Source organism: Agarivorans sp. 1_MG-2023 (assembly GCF_030548385.1).
Classification (GTDB): Bacteria; Pseudomonadota; Gammaproteobacteria; order Enterobacterales; family Celerinatantimonadaceae; genus Agarivorans.
In genome coordinates this window covers 14,347-34,479 of the sequence record NZ_JAUOSJ010000022.1, presented here as the reverse complement: position 1 = coordinate 34,479, position 20,133 = coordinate 14,347, and the positions used below count along the sequence as shown (strand labels likewise).

Annotated in this window: 22 protein-coding genes; 18 read left to right on the top strand and 4 right to left on the bottom strand. The window is 45.4% G+C overall.

What is annotated here, in order from left to right; genetic code table 11:
• Positions 1-180 precede the first annotated feature (180 nt).
• Positions 181-897, top strand: a complete 717-nt coding sequence (locus Q4592_RS21110) for a DNA alkylation repair protein (protein ID WP_303516752.1) — start codon at positions 181-183, stop codon at positions 895-897.
• On the opposite strand, the gene ppgK is transcribed toward Q4592_RS21110, so the two are convergent.
• Together ppgK and queG are read right to left on the bottom strand one after the other, a co-directional pair.
• Positions 898-1,635 (bottom strand): polyphosphate--glucose phosphotransferase, encoded by a 738-nt coding sequence (ppgK, locus tag Q4592_RS21105; RefSeq protein WP_137674328.1) that lies wholly within the window; start codon positions 1,633-1,635, stop codon positions 898-900.
• 59 nt (positions 1,636-1,694) lie between these two features.
• Positions 1,695-2,828, bottom strand: coding sequence for a tRNA epoxyqueuosine(34) reductase QueG (queG, locus tag Q4592_RS21100; RefSeq protein WP_303516748.1), 1,134 nt, complete (start codon positions 2,826-2,828; stop codon positions 1,695-1,697).
• On the opposite strand from queG, the gene Q4592_RS21095 reads away from it, so the two are divergent.
• From Q4592_RS21095 to Q4592_RS21045, 11 genes are all read left to right on the top strand, one after another.
• Entirely contained in the window at positions 2,827-4,347 is a 1,521-nt protein-coding gene (locus Q4592_RS21095) for an NAD(P)H-hydrate dehydratase (RefSeq protein ID WP_303516746.1), read from the top strand. The two genes, queG and Q4592_RS21095, sit on opposite strands and share 2 nt — an antisense overlap.
• Positions 4,347-4,817, top strand: coding sequence for a tRNA (adenosine(37)-N6)-threonylcarbamoyltransferase complex ATPase subunit type 1 TsaE (gene tsaE, locus Q4592_RS21090; protein WP_303516744.1), 471 nt, complete (start codon positions 4,347-4,349; stop codon positions 4,815-4,817). The genes Q4592_RS21095 and tsaE overlap by 1 nt, the downstream gene beginning before the upstream one ends.
• Positions 4,807-6,156: an N-acetylmuramoyl-L-alanine amidase gene (locus Q4592_RS21085; protein ID WP_303516742.1), complete on the top strand. Its 1,350-nt coding sequence runs from the start codon at positions 4,807-4,809 to the stop codon at positions 6,154-6,156. The genes tsaE and Q4592_RS21085 overlap by 11 nt, the downstream gene beginning before the upstream one ends.
• Positions 6,157-7,995 (top strand): DNA mismatch repair endonuclease MutL, encoded by a 1,839-nt coding sequence (mutL, locus tag Q4592_RS21080; protein WP_303516740.1) that lies wholly within the window; start codon positions 6,157-6,159, stop codon positions 7,993-7,995.
• Complete coding sequence (miaA, locus tag Q4592_RS21075; protein WP_303516738.1) at positions 7,988-8,914, top strand: tRNA (adenosine(37)-N6)-dimethylallyltransferase MiaA; 927 nt, start codon at positions 7,988-7,990, stop codon at positions 8,912-8,914. The genes mutL and miaA overlap by 8 nt, the downstream gene beginning before the upstream one ends.
• A gap of 86 nt (positions 8,915-9,000) precedes the next feature.
• Positions 9,001-9,249 carry an RNA chaperone Hfq gene (gene hfq / locus Q4592_RS21070; RefSeq protein WP_137674321.1) on the top strand — a complete coding sequence of 83 codons (249 nt, stop codon included), beginning with the start codon at positions 9,001-9,003 and terminating at the stop codon, positions 9,247-9,249.
• Between the two features lie 50 nt (positions 9,250-9,299).
• Positions 9,300-10,592 (top strand): ribosome rescue GTPase HflX, encoded by a 1,293-nt coding sequence (gene hflX, locus Q4592_RS21065; protein ID WP_137674320.1) that lies wholly within the window; start codon positions 9,300-9,302, stop codon positions 10,590-10,592.
• A 28-nt stretch (positions 10,593-10,620) separates the two neighbouring features.
• Positions 10,621-11,811: an FtsH protease activity modulator HflK gene (gene hflK / locus Q4592_RS21060; protein WP_303516734.1), complete on the top strand. Its 1,191-nt coding sequence runs from the start codon at positions 10,621-10,623 to the stop codon at positions 11,809-11,811.
• A gap of 3 nt (positions 11,812-11,814) precedes the next feature.
• Positions 11,815-12,690, top strand: coding sequence for a protease modulator HflC (hflC, locus tag Q4592_RS21055; protein WP_137674318.1), 876 nt, complete (start codon positions 11,815-11,817; stop codon positions 12,688-12,690).
• A gap of 33 nt (positions 12,691-12,723) precedes the next feature.
• Complete coding sequence (locus Q4592_RS21050) at positions 12,724-12,912, top strand: DUF2065 family protein (RefSeq protein WP_137674317.1); 189 nt, start codon at positions 12,724-12,726, stop codon at positions 12,910-12,912.
• A gap of 87 nt (positions 12,913-12,999) precedes the next feature.
• Entirely contained in the window at positions 13,000-14,295 is a 1,296-nt protein-coding gene (locus tag Q4592_RS21045) for an adenylosuccinate synthase (protein ID WP_303516729.1), read from the top strand.
• 62 nt (positions 14,296-14,357) lie between these two features.
• Here the strand turns inward: Q4592_RS21045 and ispB are convergent, their stop codons facing one another.
• Positions 14,358-15,329: an octaprenyl diphosphate synthase gene (gene ispB, locus Q4592_RS21040; RefSeq protein ID WP_303516727.1), complete on the bottom strand. Its 972-nt coding sequence runs from the start codon at positions 15,327-15,329 to the stop codon at positions 14,358-14,360.
• Between the two features lie 243 nt (positions 15,330-15,572).
• Here ispB and rplU point away from each other — a divergent pair, with 243 nt between their 5' ends.
• The 6 genes from rplU (at position 15,573) to folA (ending at position 19,299) form a co-directional block, all read left to right on the top strand.
• Positions 15,573-15,884, top strand: coding sequence for a 50S ribosomal protein L21 (rplU, locus tag Q4592_RS21035; RefSeq protein WP_137674314.1), 312 nt, complete (start codon positions 15,573-15,575; stop codon positions 15,882-15,884).
• 17 nt (positions 15,885-15,901) lie between these two features.
• On the top strand, positions 15,902-16,159 hold the full coding sequence (rpmA, locus tag Q4592_RS21030; RefSeq protein ID WP_137674313.1) for a 50S ribosomal protein L27: 258 nt from the start codon (positions 15,902-15,904) through the stop codon (positions 16,157-16,159).
• A gap of 123 nt (positions 16,160-16,282) precedes the next feature.
• Positions 16,283-17,458 carry an Obg family GTPase CgtA gene (gene cgtA, locus Q4592_RS21025; RefSeq protein WP_303516723.1) on the top strand — a complete coding sequence of 392 codons (1,176 nt, stop codon included), beginning with the start codon at positions 16,283-16,285 and terminating at the stop codon, positions 17,456-17,458.
• A 38-nt stretch (positions 17,459-17,496) separates the two neighbouring features.
• Positions 17,497-18,318: a threonine/serine exporter ThrE family protein gene (locus Q4592_RS21020; protein ID WP_303516722.1), complete on the top strand. Its 822-nt coding sequence runs from the start codon at positions 17,497-17,499 to the stop codon at positions 18,316-18,318.
• Between the two features lies 1 nt (position 18,319).
• Positions 18,320-18,787, top strand: coding sequence for a threonine/serine exporter family protein (locus Q4592_RS21015; protein ID WP_137674310.1), 468 nt, complete (start codon positions 18,320-18,322; stop codon positions 18,785-18,787).
• A gap of 26 nt (positions 18,788-18,813) precedes the next feature.
• Entirely contained in the window at positions 18,814-19,299 is a 486-nt protein-coding gene (gene folA, locus Q4592_RS21010; protein WP_303516720.1) for a type 3 dihydrofolate reductase, read from the top strand.
• 1 nt (position 19,300) lies between these two features.
• Here the strand turns inward: folA and Q4592_RS21005 are convergent, their stop codons facing one another.
• Complete coding sequence (locus Q4592_RS21005) at positions 19,301-20,131, bottom strand: symmetrical bis(5'-nucleosyl)-tetraphosphatase (protein ID WP_303516718.1); 831 nt, start codon at positions 20,129-20,131, stop codon at positions 19,301-19,303.
• Positions 20,132-20,133 lie beyond the last annotated feature (2 nt).

The window sequence follows — 20,133 nt, the reverse complement described above, 5'->3', positions numbered from 1 at the left end:
CTAGCTCAGTTGGTAGAGCGCAACCTTGCCAAGGTTGAGGTCATCAGTTCGAACCTGATGTGCCGCTCCAAATTAAAGCCCTGCATCACTGATGCGGGGCTTTTTTATTGCCTGGAATAAACATTTTTGGCTCTTTGCATTAAGCTAGCAGAATATCTTTCTTTAATAACTAGGCATTCGATGGATCAGCTTGCTCAAATAAAACAAGCGCTTCGTAAACATGCCGATGCTGAAAAGGCCGCTTTTATCCCTCGATACTTTCAAGCCTACGCGGGTGGATACGGAGAAGGTGACCAGTTTTTAGGTATTCGTGTTCCCGATATTCGCAAGGTTGCTAAAACTTATCCGCTAGCCATAGAAGAGTTGGATGAGCTAATTAGCTCGGCGTTTCATGAGGAACGCTTTTTTGCCTTGGTGGTGTTGTGTAGCCATTATCAAAAATCAAAGACACGGAGTCAGCAACAGCAGGTAATTGATTTTTATTTGCAGCATGTCCAATGGGTGAATAACTGGGATTTGGTAGATTGCTCGGCGCCCAAAATCATCGGCCCGTATATTTGGCAACAGCAAGATAAGGATTTGTTAGAAAGGTTCGCTGCAAGTGACAGTATGTGGCAGCAACGCATTGCCATGGTGAGTTGTTTTTATTACATTCGACAAAATGACAGCCAGCTGACGTTATCTTTAGCCGAACGCTTTCGCACTCATCACCATCCATTAATGCATAAAGCGGTGGGCTGGATGCTGCGAGAGTTAGCCAAACGAAATCAACATGCTGTTGAAGGATTTTTGCAGCAACATCTCAATCAACTTCCTCGAGAGTTGCTGCGATATAGTATAGAGCGCTTTGATGAACCTTTGCGTAAGGCCTATTTAAGCGGAGATATTCTTAAATAGTTAACATTGATGCTGCGCGTACATGGCCGCGCCTACAATGCCTGCTTGGTTTAAGCCTTGAGCTGGCAGAGCTTCCGCTTTTAGGGCCAGTTGCTCTGAGTATTTATCAAACTTTTTGCTGGCCCCACCGCCAATAATGAAACAATCGGGCGACATTAAAAACTCTAAGCGTTGTAAATATAAGTTGAAGCGTTTGCCCCACTTTTTCCAGCTAAGCTCTTCGGTTTCTCGCACTCGGGCACTGGCATAATGCTCGGCTACTTTTCCCTCAAGGATAATATGACCAAATTCGGTATTAGGTAATAGCTCACCATTGACAAAAACGGCACTGCCTAAGCCGGTACCTACGGTAATAATTGCCACCACACCTTGATGATTTACACCTGCACCAAAAGCCATTTCAGCCATGCCTGCGGCGTCTGCGTCGTTTACCACATAGCAGGGGCAATCGGTATACTCTGAAAACAAGGCTTCAACATTGGTGCCAATCCAGCTTTTATCGATGTTAGAAGCGGTTTGCGCCACACCATGACTCACCGTAGCCGGGAAGCCGCAGCCAATAGGCCCTTGCCAAGCAAAGTGCTCAACCATTTCTTTTAAGCAGGTGGCAACCGCCTGAGGAGTGGCTGGTTGTGGTGTTGCGATGCGGTGTCGTTCACTAATCAACTGACCCGTATTTGAATCAACGATGGCGGCCTTAATGCCTGTGCCACCTATATCAACGCCAAGTAAGTGCATGAGCTGCTTCCCATTATTTTATTCTAAAAAAGTGTAACAGAACTTAATGGCTCAGGGCATTAAGCATCGCGAGTTAATCCTTTTTCTATAATACGGATCAAACGTGCGGTTTTTCGTGAAGCTTTGCTGGCTTTGGCCAGTTGTTGCTTAATGGCCCACTCAATATGCTCTTGTACAACGTCGCTAACATCTTGTTTTGACTGTAAGTCTTGAATGGCTTGTTCTGAGTAACTGGCATTACCTAAGGCAATGGCTATGTTGCGCAACCATTGCTGGTGGCCAATACGACGAATGGGGGATCCTTCGGTTTTCTTAAGAAACTCTGTTTCTGTCCATGCAAAAAGTTGTAATAGCGTGGGTTGGTCGAGCTGTTCGCGGGCAGCAAAATCAGCTTCTTGGGTTAGCTGTGCGTAACGGTTCCAAGGGCAGGCCAATTGACAGTCGTCGCAACCATAAATACGATTGCCCATCAGGGGGCGCAGTTCTTCATCTATGACACCGTCGTATTCAATGGTGAGGTAAGAAATACAGCGGCGTGCGTCTACTTGATATGGCTCAACAATCGCTTGAGTTGGGCAAATGGTGATACAGGCTACGCAATCCCCGCACTGCTCTTCAACCGGTTGGTCAATGGGCAGCGGTAAATCTACAAATAGCTCACCTAAGAAAAACCAAGAGCCCGCATCTTGATTAATCACCAAGGTGTGTTTACCGGTCCAACCCAATCCAGCTTTGCTGGCTAACTGGCGTTCCATTACTGGCGCAGAGTCCACAAAAGGGCGCATATTTAGCTGCTGTTCGCAGTAATCATTAATCGCTTTACCTAAGTGGTTCAGGCGTTTGCGCATTAGCTTGTGATAGTCGCGGCCCAATGCATAACGGCTTATGTAGGCTTGTTCGGTTTTACTTAGGCTTTGGGCAAACTTTGCATCTTCGGGCAAGTAGTCCATGCGCACAGAAATAATCCGTTGAGTGCCTTCGTGTAATAGTTCGGGGTGTTTACGTAGCTCGAGGTTTCGCGCTAGATAGTCCATTTCGCCGTGGTAGTCTTTAGCTAGCCATTGCTCCACAGATTGATGATGTTGACTAAGATCCACATCTGTTATGCCGATCTGTTGAAAACCTAGCGATTTAGCGGTCAGCTTGATATGTTGAACAAGCTGTTTTAGGTCAATTTCGGTTGGTATGGGCATGGCTCAAAAGCACGATTTATTTTCTTACAGTTTACCACAGACTTTATGGCGCGCCGAAGTAGTGAAAAGCCAAGAGGCCGTGATTGCCGATAAGCTAGGTATTAGTTTGTCACTGCTGATGGAGCGGGCCGGACAAGCCGCTTTTGAATATTTGCAGAGTGCTTGGCCAGGTGCGCAAAAACTATTGGTTTTAGCGGGTGGCGGCAACAATGGTGGCGATGCTTACGTAGTTGCTCGTTTAGCGAAACAGTCTGGTCAGCAAGTTCAAGTGATTGATCTTGGTAGCACAACAGGCAAGCCCAGTGAAGCTGGTGCGGCAAAAGATGCTTGGGTAGCTGCCGGCGGTAAGCTTGAGACATTGGATGAGCTTGACTGGCAGTGCGACGTGATTGTTGATGGTGTATTAGGCACCGGTATCACCGGCTCGCTTCGTCAGCCTTTATGTGACTTATTTGCCAAGGTGAACCTCGCTACTGCGCCAGTGTTGAGTTTAGATTTACCCTCAGGTTTGTGTGCCAATACTGGTCGTAACTTAGGCGCAGTCATCAGCGCGAATGCCACCATTACCTTTATCGCCGCCAAACAAGGTTTGTTTACCGGCCATGCAGCGGAATATGTCGGTGAGTTGGTATTTGCTGGTTTGGGTATTGATCAACAATTTGAGAAATACAATGTAAGTGATGTTTCGCGGGTTGAGGTGAGCGAATTAACTCAAATGCTGCAGCGCCGTTCTAAAACAGCACATAAAGGACAATTTGGCCGATTGGCTATGGTGGGCGGAAACAAAGGCATGCCAGGGGCTATTCGCATGGCCGCCGAAGCCAGCTTGCGAACCGGTGCGGGTTTGGTCAATGTATTCACTCACTCTGAGAATTCACCGGTCGTTAGCGCTGGTCGCCCCGAATTAATGGTAGCGGGTATAGGGCTTGAACACACAAAGCTATTGGCTGAATCACTGAAGCCAGCCCGCTGTGTCGTGATAGGCCCAGGGCTCGGCCAAGATCAATGGGCGAAATTGCTGCTAACTGAAACCTTTACGCAAACTGTACATTGTTTGGTTGATGCCGACGGGCTTAATCTTTTAGCACTAGCGCCGCTGCGTCGAAATGATTGGGTTTTGACTCCACACCCAGGTGAAGCTGCGAGACTGTTAGCTTGCTCTGTGGCAGATATTGAGGGTGATAGAATTGCAGCTGCACGCCATATCCAGCAAGCTTTTGGTGGCGTTTGTGTGCTTAAAGGTGCTGGAACCATCATTGCTGGGAATGACGGCAAAGTAAAAATTTGTAATGTTGGTAATCCAGGCATGGCATCTGGTGGGATGGGAGATGTTTTGTCTGGTATAATCGGCGGCTTAATGGCCCAATTTGCAGTGCAGCATTCGTTATTTGATATCGCCTGCCTTGGGGTGAGTATTCATGGAATGGCTGGAGATCTAGCCGCAGCGCAAGGCGAGAGAGGCATGTTAGCCTCAGACTTGATGCCTTATATAAGACAATTAGTGAATCCAGAACTGTAATGAAAACGTGGCAAATTGAACTAAACGACGCAGATGCAACTGTTGCCTTAGGTGAGTTACTGGCAAAAGCCTGCCAGCAAGCAAGTGTTATTTACTTAGAGGGCGAGCTTGGCGCGGGTAAAACCACCCTTACTCGAGGCTTTATTCAAGGAAAAGGGCACAAAGGTAAGGTGAAAAGTCCCACTTACACTTTGGTGGAACCTTATCAACTAGATACTTGGCGGGTTAATCATTTTGATTTGTATCGCTTGGCAGACCCCGAAGAGTTAGAGTTTATTGGCATTCGAGATTATTTTGCCGACGACTGTCTATGTTTGGTGGAGTGGCCAGAAAAAGGACAAGGCTTTTTGCCTGAGGCTGATTTGCAGGTTGAGCTGGTCTACCGCGGAGAGCAACGTAGCGCAGTAGTAAAAGCTTTTAGTGAGCAAGGAATAGAGATTGTGGAGTGGTTAAGTAAACATGGTGCATAGCCTTAAATTGAGCCCTTGGATGGGCTTATTTTTGTATTTTGTATGTGGCTTAGCGATGGCTAATGCAAATGTATCTGGGGTACGAGTGTGGAGCAGCCCGGATAATACGCGTATTGTATTAGACTTGTCGGGCGCACCTGAGTTTAAACACTTCAACCTCACCACGCCGAATCGCTTGGTACTGGATTTAGAAAACAGCAAAATGCTGGCTGAGCTAAGTAAGGTAGAACTATCGGGCTCATTGGTTAATAAAATCCGAGCCAGTACTCCAAAGGCGAAAGGTGATTACCGTTTAGTCATTGAGCTTAGTCAGGCGGTTAACCCTACTATCTTTGCGTTAAAACCTACCGGCAACTACGGCCACCGCTTAGTGATTGATTTGCCAGACAAAGTAGGTACAGCTCAAACCAAGAAAAAACAGCAGCAAATATCCAAAGCGAAAAACCAACAGCAGTTAGCCGGAAATAGAGACATCATTATTGCCATTGATGCAGGCCATGGTGGCGAAGACCCAGGCGCAATTGGTTACCGCAGAACTTACGAGAAAAATATTACCTTAGCGATAGCAAAGCGCGCTCAGCGTTTGATTAATCAAGAAAAGGGCCTAAAAGCGGTGTTAGTTCGCGAAGGCGATTACTTTGTTAATTTGAACAAACGCTCGCAAATCGCCCGCAAAAATAAAGCAGACTTTTTAGTCTCAATTCATGCTGATGGCTTTACCTCTTCACAACCAAAAGGCGCGTCTGTTTGGGTGGTGTCTACTCGCCGAGCCAAAAGTGAAGTAGGTCGACATTTAGAAGATCACGAAGCTGAGTCAGATTTGCTAGGCGGAGTAGGCGAGGTAATGGGCAGTGTAGAAAATGATGCCCACCTTAACTTTGCATTAATTGATATGCAGATGGACTATTCGATGAATACCGCCTACGAGGTGGCCAAAAAAGTATTGAGCGAGTTGGGTAAGGTAACCAGTTTGCATAAGAAGCGCCCTGAACATGCAAGCTTAGCGGTGCTTAAGTCTCCTGATATTCCTTCTATCTTGGTAGAGGCTGGCTTTATTACCAACCATAACGAAGAGAAGCTGCTTAAAACTGGCAATCATCAAGAGCGCATTGCTAAAGCCGTGGTTAAAGGTATTAAAGCCCATTACCGTGCCAAGCCTCTTGCCGGGACGCTGTATGCTCAAACCTACGGAGTGAGAAAACACACCGTGAAAAAAGGTGAGTCTTTGTCGGTATTAGCTGCGCGTTATAATACCAGCGTGGCGGGCTTGAAAAAAGCCAATAAACTATCTTCTAATACTTTAAAAATTGGTCAAGTGCTGACCATTCCTAACAGTTAAATGGCTATTCAAATACTGCCAGCGCAGTTGGCTAACCAAATAGCCGCGGGTGAAGTGGTTGAGCGCCCAGCGTCAGTGGTTAAAGAGCTGATTGAAAACTGCTTGGATGCCGGTGCCACTCGTATCGATATAGAAATAGATAAAGGCGGCGCTAAACGAATTCTTATTCGAGACAACGGTTCAGGCATTGTTAAAGACGAGTTAAGTCTTGCATTAAGTCGTCACGCTACCAGTAAAATAGATAATCTTGATGATTTAAGTGCCATTGCAACGCTAGGTTTTCGTGGTGAAGCGCTCGCCAGTATTAGCTCGGTATCGCGCTTGAGTTTAAGCTCGCGTACTGTAGAGCAAGAGCAGGCTTGGCAGGCCCAAGCAGCCGGTCGAGATATGCAAGTAAGTTTGCAGCCCTGTGCTCATCCAGTAGGCAGTTCTGTAGAAGTATTAGATTTGTTTTTTAATACGCCCGCGCGGCGTAAGTTTTTACGCACCGAAAAGACCGAGTTTTCTCATATCGATGAGTTGTTAAAGCGCTTAGCCTTGAGCCGTTTTGATGTGGCGGTAAGCTTAAAACACAATGGTAAATTGATTCGCCAATACCGTATTTCTAAAGAGCTCGATAAGCAGTTAAAGCGAGTAAGTACGGTTTTGGGTGTGCCATTTACTCACCATTGTTTGCATCTAGACAATCAGCATGATCAGCTACGTTTACATGGTTGGTTGGGTTTACCTGAAGTGGCCCGCGCCCAAAACGACCAGCAGTACTTTTATGTAAATGGTCGAATGATGCGTGACAAGCTACTACAACACGCAATTCGCCAAGCTTTCGCGCCGTATCTGGGTGATGACCAGCATGCTTGTTATGTTTTGTATTTAGAGCTGCCTTTAGACCAAGTAGATGTAAATGTTCATCCTGCTAAGCACGAAGTGCGATTTCATCAAGCCCGTTTGGTGCATGACTATATTGTTCAAGTATTGGGATCGGCCTTAAGCAAAATCCCTCAAGCGAATCAAACCGCAGAGCTAGATTCTCACTGGACGAATGAAACAAGTGATGATGATTTTTCTACGCCAAGTGTTTCTCATGGTTACACCGCAACACCCGCTCCACGGGCGTCGTCACCAACAAGTGTCAGCACGGGCGGAGATAATCGACATGTTTACCAATCAAACTTACATCGTGCAGAGCCACCTAGCGTTCAAGAACTAAATGCGAACAATCAATGGCTAAATACTAGTGCTAGTTTTACATCCAACTCAGCTTCACCTGCTGTAAAGTCTGCGGCTGAGTCAGTACTATACCCGCTGCATTTAGACGCTAATGGCTACTTATTGGCTCGCCACCAACAGCAACTTGTGATGATTGATGTGTGGGCAAGCCAGCAGCATTTAGCGTTTAAGCAGGCGTTAGAGCAATGGCAGCAAGGTTTAGATAGTGTTCCGCTGTTATTGCCACTAAAGCTAAATATTGAGCCAGATTTACTCCGTTTAGTTAAACAACAAAACGATTCACTGCGTCGTTTAGGTTTTAGTTTTAACTTAGTAAACAAGCAACAGCTAATTGTTGCTGAAGTCCCCAAGCTATTCAGAAAAGTGGATTTTGCCTTGTTGATACCTAGCCTGTTGTTGGCGATGAGCCAATTACCCGATAGCGAATGGCAACAACCAGAGGCCTTGTTAAGTGGTTTGATCAAACTGCAAAATAAACCTAATGATTTTGCTTGGCAGCAGGCAGTGGAGTGTTGTCAGGGCTTACAGCAAATTTATGCCGATGAGCTACCAAATACATTATGGCGACCAGTGGATTTATCTCCTTGTATCGCGGGGTTTGCCAATGAGTAATACATTGCCGGTTGTTACGTTGATGGGTCCAACGGCGTCGGGTAAAACCTCGCTAGCTATTGAGCTTCATCAACAACAAGGTTTTGAGTTAATCAGTGTCGATTCCGCGCTAATTTATCGTGGAATGGATATTGGCACCGCTAAACCAACTGCGAAAGAACAAGCCTTGGCGCCTCATGCTTTAATTGATATTTGCGACCCTACTGCGGTTTATTCTGCAGCAGACTTTCGTAAAGATGCGTTAGCAAAAATCAGTGAGATTCATCAGCGCGGTAACATCCCCTTATTGGTGGGGGGAACCATGTTGTATTTTAAAGCCTTAGTGGAAGGCATTGCTGACTTACCTGAAGCAAATCCGTTGTTGCGTGAACAAATTCAGCAAGAAGCTGCATTAGGCTCCTGGGAGCTTTTGCATCAGCAACTAGCAGGTTTTGATCCAGTAAGTGCAGCCAGAATTAGCGTTAATGATCACCAGCGTTTGATGCGGGCAATTGAAGTTTACCGCCTGAGGGGGAAATCTTTAACCGAGATTAATCAGCAGCCACTGCCTGAGTTGCCATTTAAAGTGCATCAATTTGCTATTGTGCCGAAAGAAAAAGCGCAGTTGCACAGTCTCATTGAACAACGATTTACAATTATGCTGGAACTTGGTTTCGAAGCTGAGGTCAAAGCGCTGATGCAAAGAGGAGATTTGGATTTAAGCCTACCCTCAATGCGTAGCGTAGGGTATCGCCAAATGTGGCAATACCTCAGTGGTGAAATAGATTACGATGAAATGGTTTTTCGCAGCGTTGTAGCCACTAGGCAGTTAGCCAAGAAGCAAATGAACTGGTTAAAATCGTGGTCATCGTTGACCTGGTTAGAAAGCGCAAACCCGGAAAACAACAAAATTATTACTAAATCGCTAAGTGATACTTGAAAATGTCGCTATAAGGCTCCAACTTAGTGGTATATAATCGAATTTGATCTGTGCCAATTAATTAATAAGAAAAAAGGAACAATAACATGGCGAAGGGGCAATCATTACAAGACCCATTTTTGAATGCGTTACGACGTGAACGCATTCCCGTTTCAATTTATTTAGTAAACGGTATTAAGTTGCAAGGCCAAGTTGAATCATTTGATCAGTTTGTTATCTTGTTGAAAAACACTGTCAGCCAGATGGTATATAAACATGCTATCTCTACTGTGGTTCCAGCGCGCGCTGTTCCACACCACACCCCAGTACCTGGCGAAACCAAAACCGAAGAGTAGAATATTGCGAAGGCACCTTAGCCTTGGTGACTACCAAGGAGTAGAAAAGCTTGTTTGACCGTTATGAAGCAGGTGAACAAGCCATCTTAGTCCATGTAAACTTTAATGACGAAGATGAGCGAGAAGACCTGCAAGAACTGAAGATGTTAGTCAGTTCTGCAGGCGTTAACGCAGTTGCTACCATCACCGGTAGCCGAGTTTCCCCTCATCCCAAATATTTTGTGGGTGCGGGTAAAGCTGAAGAAATTGCCGAATGTGTTAAAAGTGCCCAAGCGGATGTGATTATTTTTAATCACGCTTTATCGCCAGCACAAGAGCGAAATCTAGAAATGCTCTGTGAGGCTCGGGTACTTGATCGTACAACCCTCATATTAGACATATTTGCTCAACGCGCACGTACCCACGAAGGTAAGTTACAGGTAGAACTGGCGCAGTTACGGCATATGTCATCTCGACTGATTCGCGGCTGGACTCACCTAGAAAGACAAAAAGGTGGGATTGGCTTACGTGGGCCAGGTGAAACGCAACTAGAAACAGATCGCCGTTTACTTCGGGCGCGTATTAAACAAATTCAACAGCGTTTAGAGAAAGTAGGTAAACAGCGAGAGCAAGGGCGCAGAGCCAGGCAGCGCGCAGAATTACCCACGGTTTCGTTAGCGGGTTATACCAATGCGGGTAAATCCACATTGTTTAATCAAATCACCGAATCCAAGGTATATGCTGCTGACCAATTGTTTGCAACGTTGGACCCAACCTTAAGAAAAATAGACATTGAGGACGTAGGCAAGGTAATTCTTGCTGATACGGTAGGTTTTATTCGCCACCTTCCTCATGATTTAGTCGCAGCATTTAAAGCGACTTTAACCGAAACACGTGAAGCTCAACTATTATTACATGTGATTGATTGTAGTGATGAAAGAATGGCTGAGAATATCGAACAGGTTGAGGTAGTATTAGAAGAGATCGGCGCGGGAGAAATCCCATTTTTGCAGGTATTCAACAAAGTTGACCAGCATCCCGATATGGCTCCACGCATAGAGCGTGATGAAGAAGGTTTACCCCAAAAAGTGTGGGTATCAGCGTTAACGGGAGAAGGGTTGCCACTTTTGTACAAGGCAATCAGCGAACGTTTAGTTGGTGAAATGGTTAACCACACTTTGCGTTTACCACCAAGCGAAGGTCGCTTGCGTAGTCGTCTATATCAGTTAGACTGCGTAGCAGGTGAACGCTTAGACGATGAAGGAAATATCGTTGTTGATATTCGATTAGATGCTATTGCTTGGCAGCGGTTGGATAAGCAATTTGACCATAATTTAGAAAGTTTTATTGCTCAATGTGAGTAGGCATTAACTTTAACTTCTGGAGACACAGATGGCCTGGAATGAGCCTGGCAACAAAGGTGGCGGCGGTGACCGTGACCCTTGGGGCAATAACAATAAAAATGGAAATCAGGGTCCCCCTGATTTAGATGAAGTGATCACCAAACTTACTCGTAAGTTTGGCGGTATCTTTGGCGGCGGCAAGAAACCATCGGTTGGCGGTGGCGGCGGTGTTAGCGGCTTTGGTATTGCTGTTGTGCTAGTGATCTTGGCCGTTATTTGGGTAGCAAGTGGTTTCTACACCATTAAAGAAGCTGAACAAGGCGTTAAGCTTACCTTTGGTAAGTACGATGCGGAAGCTGGTCCTGTTGGGCCTGGTCTAAATTGGAAAGCTACCTTTGTTCAAGAAGTTATTCCGGTAGATGTAGAGGCAATTCGTTCATTGCCTGCATCGGGCTTTATGTTGACAGAAGACGAGAACGTAGTTCGCGTTGAAATGGATGTTCAATATAAGGTTATTCAACCGCATAACTACTTATTTAGCGTAACTGCTCCAGATGACAGTTTGGCGCAAGCTACCGACAGCGCACTGCGCTACGTTATCGGTCATACAACAATGGATGACATTTTAACAACCGGTCGCGAAGTAGTAAGAAGCGAAACCGAAGAATTACTGAATAAGATCATCGAACCTTACAATTTAGGTATCGAAGTGGTTGACGTTAACTTCCTACCGGCTCGTCCGCCGGAAGAAGTAAAAGATGCCTTTGATGACGCGATTTCTGCCCAAGAAGATGAGCAACGTTTCATTCGTGAAGCTGAAGCTTATCAACGTGAAATTGAACCACGAGCCCGTGGTCGAGTTCAGCGTATTGAGCAAGAAGCTCAGGGTTACCAAGAGCAGATTGTGTTAAGAGCGCAGGGTGAAGTGGCACGTTTTGAACTGTTACTGCCTGAATATGAATCTGCACCAGACGTAACTCGCCACCGTTTGTATTTAGAAACGATGGAAGAAATTTATGGTAAGTCGAACAAGGTGTTGATTGATGCGTCAAACAACAGCAACATGTTGTATTTACCTATCGATAAGTTAATGGACCAGGGTCAACAGCCTACTCAGCGCAAGTCTAGCTCTAGCAGCAAGTCTTCAACGATTAGTTCTGAACCAGCCAGTTCAATTCCTTCTCGTCCTTCATCTTCTAATATTAGAAGCAGTGAACGCACTACTTCGGGGAGAAACTAAGCCATGAAACAGTTAGCTATTTTTGGCGTAATTTTAGCCTTGTTAGTGGGCTACTCTTCGATATTTGTGGTTCAAGAAGGTGAGCGCGGGATTGTTATTCAGTTTGGTAAAGTAAAACGTACCGCTGAAGGTGATACCAAGGTTTATTCACCAGGCTTGCAATTTAAAGTACCGTTTATTGATTCTGTACGTACTTTGGATGCGCGTATTCAAACCCTTGATGGGAATGCAGACCGCTTTGTAACCTCTGAGAAAAAAGACTTAATCATTGATTCTTACGTAAAATGGCGAATTGCAGACTTTTCTCAATTCTACCTATCGACAGGTGGTTCGGTTATTCAAGCTGAATCACTATTAAAACGTAAAATCAATAACGGTCTGCGTAGCGAGATTGGTGCGCGTACTATTCGCGACATCGTTTCTGGTGAACGTGGTCAAGTTATGGAAGATGCCTTAAAACGTATGGCGCGTTCTTCAGAGATAGGTATTGAAGTTACCGACGTACGTATTAAGCAAATCAACTTACCAGACGAGGTAAGTAGTAGTATTTACCAACGTATGCGAGCAGAGCGTTTAGCGGTTGCTAAAGAGCACCGTTCGCAAGGTCAAGAGCAAGCCGAAATCATTCGTGCCAATGTTGACCGTCGCGTAAACGTGTTATTGGCTGATGCTGATAAGCGTGGACGTGAAATGCGTGGTGAAGGTGATGCTACCGCTGCTAAAGTTTATGCTGACGCGTTTACTAAGAACCCTGAGTTCTATAAGTTCTGGCGTAGTTTAATGGCTTATCGCACCAGTTTTGATAATGGCGGAGACGTAATGGTGTTAGAACCAGACAGCGAATTCTTCCGTTATATGAAAGAACCTGCGAAACCATAACACTGAGGGCCCAGTTTTATACTGGGCTTTTTTATGACTGATTCAATTTTATTAGCTCTGGCTCTAGTATGCCTAATGGAAGGCTTAGGGCCTTTGTTATTTCCTAAGCGCTGGAAACGCCTACTAAAATTAATTTCAGCAATGCCAGCGAGCAATATTAGGCAGATTGGTCTTAGCTTGGTGGGTGTTTCTATTATACTCTTCTATGTGATTAATCTTTGACCTTGGCATAGAAAATCGGTATAACTTGCACCCCTTGACTGTCCGATTTCTGCTAGAATCGCTTTTTAACTGAGACGACAAAAGACAATGGGAAAGAACGTAGTGATCCTTGGCTCCCAATGGGGAGACGAAGGCAAAGGTAAGATCGTTGACTTACTTACCGACAAATCAAGCTATGTGGTTCGCTATCAAGGCGGTCACAATGCTGGTCACACCTTAGTTATTGACGGCGAAAAAACCGTCCTCCACTTAATACCATCTGGTGTTCTTCGCGATAACGTTACCTGTGTTATTGGTAATGGCGTAGTACTGGCTCCTGATGCGCTATTTAAAGAAATGGCTATGCTCGAAGAGCGTGGCGTTCCAGTAAAAGAACGCCTGGTAATCAGTGAAGCTTGTCCTCTTATTTTGCCTTACCATGTTGCCTTAGACATGGCGCGTGAAAAAGCGCGAGGCAAAAACGCAATTGGTACTACTGGTCGTGGTATTGGTCCTGCTTATGAAGATAAAGTTGCTCGTCGCGGTTTACGCATCGGTGATTTGTTCGACATGGAGCAATTTGCTACCAAGCTAAAAGAAGTGATGGAATACCATAACTTCCAACTTAATCATTACTATGACGCGCCAAGCGTAAGTTATGACGAAGTGCTTGAGCAAATGACTAAAATGGCACCAGTGATTACAGCTATGGTAACGGATGTTACTGATATGCTTGATCAGGCGCGCCGCCGCGGTGATTCAATCATGTTTGAAGGTGCTCAAGGTACCTTGCTTGATATTGACCACGGTACTTATCCGTTTGTAACCTCGTCTAATACTACTGCTGGTGGTGTTGCGACAGGAAGCGGGTTTGGCCCTTGCCACTTAGATTACGTATTAGGCATTACCAAGGCTTACACAACGCGTGTAGGTTCAGGTCCATTCCCTACCGAGCTAGACGATGATATTGGCCAACACCTAGGTGTTAAAGGTCATGAGTTTGGCGCAACAACTGGCCGTAAGCGCCGTTGTGGTTGGTTGGATGCGGTAACTATGCGTCGTGCTGTACAAATCAATAGTTTATCTGGTTTATGCCTAACTAAATTAGATGTTCTAGATGGTTTAGAAGAGCTTAAAATCTGTACTGCTTACAGAATGCCTGATGGCAAAGAGCTTCGCGTACCGCCAATGGCTGCTGAAGGCTACGAAGTTGCTGAACCAGTCTATGAATCAATGCCAGGTTGGTCTGAAAACACCTTTGGTGTAACCACTCGTGAGCAATTACCACAAGCTGCGTTAAACTATATTGCACGTATCGAAGAACTGTTAGAAGTGCCGGTTGATATTATTTCAACAGGGCCTGACCGTGTTGAAACGATTATTTTACGTCATCCATTTTCGTAGTTAATCGAGTGCATTAAAAAAGGCTGCCAATGGCAGCCTTTTTTGTGTCTATCTGTTTTAGTTTAAGCTGCGCGGTCTGCGGCAATATTGGCTAAGCTCATTAAGGCTTGCTTATACTCGCTATCTTCGATGATGTTTAAGGCATCAATCGCTTTTTGCGCTTCTTCAGCTGCGCGAGCTCTGCAATATTCTAGGGCTTGGGTTTTGTCCAAAATAGCCAATATTGTCTCTAGCTGATCACGTGAACCACCTTGAGTGATGGCATCGGCGATCACTGCTTTATCGGCTGGCTCAGCCTTATCCATTGCAAATATAAGCGGAAGAGTGGGTTTACCTTCTGCAAGGTCATCACCCACGTTCTTGCCCATTTCCGCTTGGTCTGCCACGTAATCAAGAACATCGTCCATTATTTGGAAGGCTGTCCCTAAGTACTTGCCGTAGTCTTGCATGGCGAGTTCTACCTCAGGGCTCTGCTCGCCAATCACAGCGGCTAAACGCGTGGCTGCTTCAAACAGTTTTGCCGTTTTACAGTAGATGACTTCAAAGTAACGTGCCTCGTCAGTGTCGGGGTCGTTACAGTTGATTAACTGTAAAACTTCGCCTTCGGCAATGACATTGGTAGCGTCAGCCAGAATATCCATGACTTTGAGGTTTTGCAGTTGGGTCATTAACTGAAAGGAGCGAGAATAGAGAAAGTCGCCAACCAACACACTGGCCGCATTACCAAATCGAGCATTCGCCGTATCTTTGCCGCGGCGCAACTCAGATTCATCCACCACATCGTCGTGTAACAAGGTAGAGGTATGGATGAACTCGATGATAGCGGCTAGCTTTACGTGTTGCTGTTGTTGGTAACCTAAGGCTCTAGCAGCCAATACCGTCAATAAAGGACGGATTCGTTTACCGCCGCTATTTACGATATAGAAAGAGATTTGGTTAATGAGGGCAACATCTGACTCGAGCTCTTTAAAGATCAACTCGTTTACTGCAGACATGTCTTGATCAGACAGCTTTTTTATCGCATCCAATTGCATAGTATCTTATTAGAGGTTAATGCCGATGATTCAGCAATTTATTTTGATAATTTAATGTTGCAATAGTATCTCAATTCCCGTGTTTACGCAGCTTTCGCTGGCTAAAATTCTTAGGCTTGCGTGATTTTTAAACTTTTTCAATTTTCCCCTTGCTAGAAGGGATCTTTTTCCGTAGAATCCGCCGTCATTGTTAAGAATTATAGACACCTTGAAATACTAGGTGTACAGCGGAGTTTGAAGAAAATGTACGCGGTTATCCAAAGTGGTGGTAAACAGCACCGTGTGGCCGAAGGTCAAACACTTCGCCTTGAGAAACTAGACGTTGAGACTGGTGAAACAGTTGAATTTGATAACGTATTACTAGTTGCGAATGGCGAAGATGTTCAAGTAGGCGCACCTTATGTAGATGGTACCAAAGTAACAGCAGAAGTTGTTTCTCATGGTCGTGGCGATAAAGTTAAAATCGTTAAGTTCCGTCGTCGTAAGCATTCACGTAAGCAACAGGGCCACCGTCAGTGGTTCACTGAAGTTCGCATTACAGGCATTAACGGTTAATTTAGAGGAATATACTCATGGCACATAAAAAGGCTGGTGGTAGTACTCGTAACGGTCGCGATTCGGAAAGCAAACGCCTAGGTGTTAAGCGTTTCGGTGGCGAGTCTGTATTAGCGGGTAGCATTATTGTTCGTCAACGTGGTACTAAGTTCCACGCGGGCTCAAACGTTGGTATCGGTAAAGACCATACTCTTTTCGCAACTGCCGAAGGCAAAGTGAAATTTGAAGTAAAAGGTCCTAAAAGCCGTAAGTTTGTTAGCATCGTAGCTGAATAAACTTCCAACTAGATCTTTAAAAAGCCCCGCTACTAGCGGGGCTTTTTTTTTCCAAGAAGCCACTATTTCTATTACTTAATAGATGTGGTGCATTATAGTTAAGCGATAATGCTGGAGTAGAAAATGAAATTTGTAGATGAAGCGGTAATTAAAGTTGATGCGGGTGATGGTGGTAATGGCACCATTAGCTTTCGCCGTGAAAAATATGTCCCTCGTGGCGGCCCAGATGGTGGCGACGGTGGTGATGGCGGTAGTGTTTATTTGGTCGCGGATGAAAACCTGAACACGCTAATTGACTACCGTTTCGAACGTTTCCACAAAGCGGAACGTGGCGAAAATGGCCAAGGCTCGAACTGTACCGGAAGGCGCGGTGAAGACTTAGAGTTACCGGTTCCCGTTGGTACTCGAGCACGCGACCGAGATACTGGCGAGTTGCTGGGTGATTTAACCCAGCATAAGCAGCGTTTACTCGTAGCAAAAGGTGGTTTTCACGGCTTAGGTAATACCCGTTTTAAGAGCAGTACTAACCGTGCTCCTCGTCGTAAGTCTAACGGCACGCCAGGTGAAGTAAGACAACTTCAGTTAGAGCTTTTGCTACTTGCAGACGTAGGTATGCTAGGCCTACCTAATGCGGGTAAGTCGACTTTTATTCGCAGTGTTTCTGCGGCTAAGCCTAAAGTAGCTGATTACCCTTTTACCACCTTAATTCCAAACCTTGGTGTTGTTCGTCAATCTGAGAACCGTGGGTTTGTTATTGCTGATATCCCAGGTTTAATTGAAGGCGCTGCTGACGGAGCTGGACTAGGTGTTCGCTTCTTGAAACACTTGGAGCGTTGCCGAGTGTTATTACACCTTGTGGATGTATTACCTGCAGACGGCAGTGACCCTGCAGAAAACGCAGTGACTATCATCAATGAACTAGAGCAATACAGTGAAAAACTGTTTGAAAAGCCTCGTTGGTTGGTATTTAACAAAGTGGACTTGGTGCTTGAAGATGAAGCAGAAGAAATCCGCCAGCAGGTGATTGAAGCACTAGATTGGCAAGGTGAAGTTTTCTCTATTTCTGCGCTTGAAAATAGTGGCACTAAAGATATTTGTAAGGCCATTGGACAATTCATTGAAACGCTGCCTGTGGTTGAAGAAGAAATCGCAGAACGTGAAGAAGTGAAGTTCCAGTGGGATGACTATCATCAGCAGCAAATCGACCAGGCCAATCAAGAGGACTGGGATGACGAAGATGATGATGATTGGGACGATGATGATGACGATCATGGTGTAGAGATTATTTACCAACCATAGTAGGCTACTTACAGTGGTAGTATTACTTGGATCGTTAAATGTTACGCTCGTTTAGACATTCTCCGGAGCCTGTTCAGGCTCCGGTTCGTACACTCTCTTTAGAACAGCAAACTAGTATCTGCCGTGTTGCGGTGCAGGCTGGTCGCATCATGCAGCAGCATGGCGCAGAAAGTAAACTCATTGAAGAAACTACGGTGCGTTTAGGCAAAGCGCTGGGTTTAGACAGCGTAGAGCTGGCCATTACGGCAAACGCTTTAATCCTGACTGGTTTGTGCCAAGGGCGCTGTATTACTACTACGCGCAGGGTTTACGATCGTGGTATTAACATGCATATGGTGTGCGAAGTGCAGCGTATTACCATTATGGCCGAGAAGCAGTTACTGGATGAGGCCGATGTGGTAAAGCGCCTCGAGCGCTTGCAGCCTTATAAACATAACCGCTGGCTAGTGGTGTTTATGATTGGCTTGTCGTGTGCGTGCTTTAGTCACTTGTTCGGAGGGGATTGGTCAGTATTTGGCATGACCTTTATTGCCTCTGCTGTGGCCATGACATTTCGCCAAGAAATGGCACACCGACACCATAACCCCATTCTGAATTTTGGCATGACCGCATTTGTAGCCACCACCATCGCAGGCTTGGCTGTACGTTACGATATTGGTAATCAACCGCAAACGGTAATGGCGGCGTCTGTGTTACTTCTGGTGCCTGGTTTTCCACTCATTAATGCAGTGTCTGACATGGTAAAAGGGCACATTAGTATGGGGATTTCACGTTGGTTTTTTGCTTCATTACTCACCTTGGGTGTAGCGATGGGCATTGCGCTGTCGATGTGGGCTACCGGTGTGAGTGGGTGGTTATAGAATGGGTGACTTAATCAAACTTCTTCTTGAAGATGCCTTATTCTCTGCAGTTCCTGCTGTAGGTTTTGCCATGGTGTTTAATGTACCAACACGCATGTTAGGTTTTTGCGCCATTGGCGGCGCTTTTGCGCATAGTTTGCGAACCCTATGCATCTATTGGGGTGTTCCTCTGGAATGGGCGACTCTCGTTGCTTCCACCAGTGTAGGTTTATTAGGAGTGTATTGGTCTAGGCGCTATTTAATTCCTAGGCCGGTGTTTACCGTGGCGGCCATTATCCCGATGATCCCAGGAAGTTACGCCTTCACTACCATGGTGGGCATTATTAGCTTATACAGTAATGGTTTTAGTGAACCCTTGCTCGCAACAATTATCGAAAATGGCCTAAGAACGATGTTTATACTTATGGCCTTGAGTTTTGGTTTGGCTATACCTTCGGTAGTGATATACCGAGGAAGGCCAATTGTTTAACAGATGTTTTAGAAAAAGGTAGAGCAGTGAAAGTAGCAATGATTGCCGCAATGGCAAAACAGCGTGTGATTGGTAAAGATAACCAAATGCCTTGGCACTTACCCGCCGATTTGAAACATTTTAAAGCGGTAACGATGGGAAAACCGGTGATAATGGGTCGGTTAACCTACGACTCAATTGGGCGCCCTTTACCTGGCCGTTTGAACATTGTGATTAGCCGCAATCCAGATTTAAACATTGAAGGTGTTACGGTAGTTAGTAGCGTAGAAGCCGCCTTAGAACTGGTTAAAGAAGAAGTTGAAGTGATGGTGATCGGTGGGGCTAACATATACCAACAGTGTTTAGCGTTTGCCGATGTGCTTTACCTTACCTTTATTGATAAAGATGTAGAGGGAGATGCACATTTTCCTGATTACCAACAGCACCAATGGACTGACATTTCCTCAGAAAAACATCTCGCTGATGAGAAAAACCCTCATGACTATGAGTTTGTTACCTTAGCGAGAGCGTAATTTAGCCGGCGGCATTCCCAGTTAAGCAATCTTGAGTATACATGCGCTGGTCTTCCCAGCGCAGCATTGATAAATGGTTGCCCCATACACAGCCTGTATCTAAACCTGAGACTAATTCTTGCTTACTTTTACCCATTAGCGCAGCCCAGTGCCCAAAGACAATATGGGTCTGTTTAAGGTGTTTTCCGGGCAATTCGAACCACGGCTTTAGGTTAGGGTTATTGTTTTTATTAGGTGGTACTTTGCATTCAAAGTCTAAACTAGCATCGGGAAAACAATATCGCATACGAGTGAAAACATTGATGATGTAGCGTAAGCGGTCGTAACCGACTAACTCATCACTCCAATGTGCTGGCTCATTGCTGTACATACTTTTCAGTAGGGACAAATAGTTGTCTCCAGCCAATTCTTTGTGGACTTCTTTACCAAGTTTCAGTGCTTTGCTTACTTTCCATTTTGGGTAAATACCCGCATGCACCATTACCACATCGTGCTCAGGATGTTTAACAATCAGTGGTTGCTGGCGTAACCAATCAAGTAACTCATCTTTATCTGGTGCATCTAATAAATCTTGCAGTTTGTCGCGGCGTTTCGCGCGATGGATACCGTTTGCTACGGCTAATAGATGAAGATCATGATTACCGAGGACAATTTGCGCAGCGTCGCCTAACTCTTTTACAAAACGCAGGGTTTCTAACGATTTAGGACCTCGCGCGACTAAGTCTCCGGCTAGCCAAAGCTGGTCTTTTTTCTTGGAGAACTTACACTGATTTAACAGTGCTTTTAGTTCATCTAAACAGCCTTGAATGTCCCCAACAAAATAGGTGGCCATGG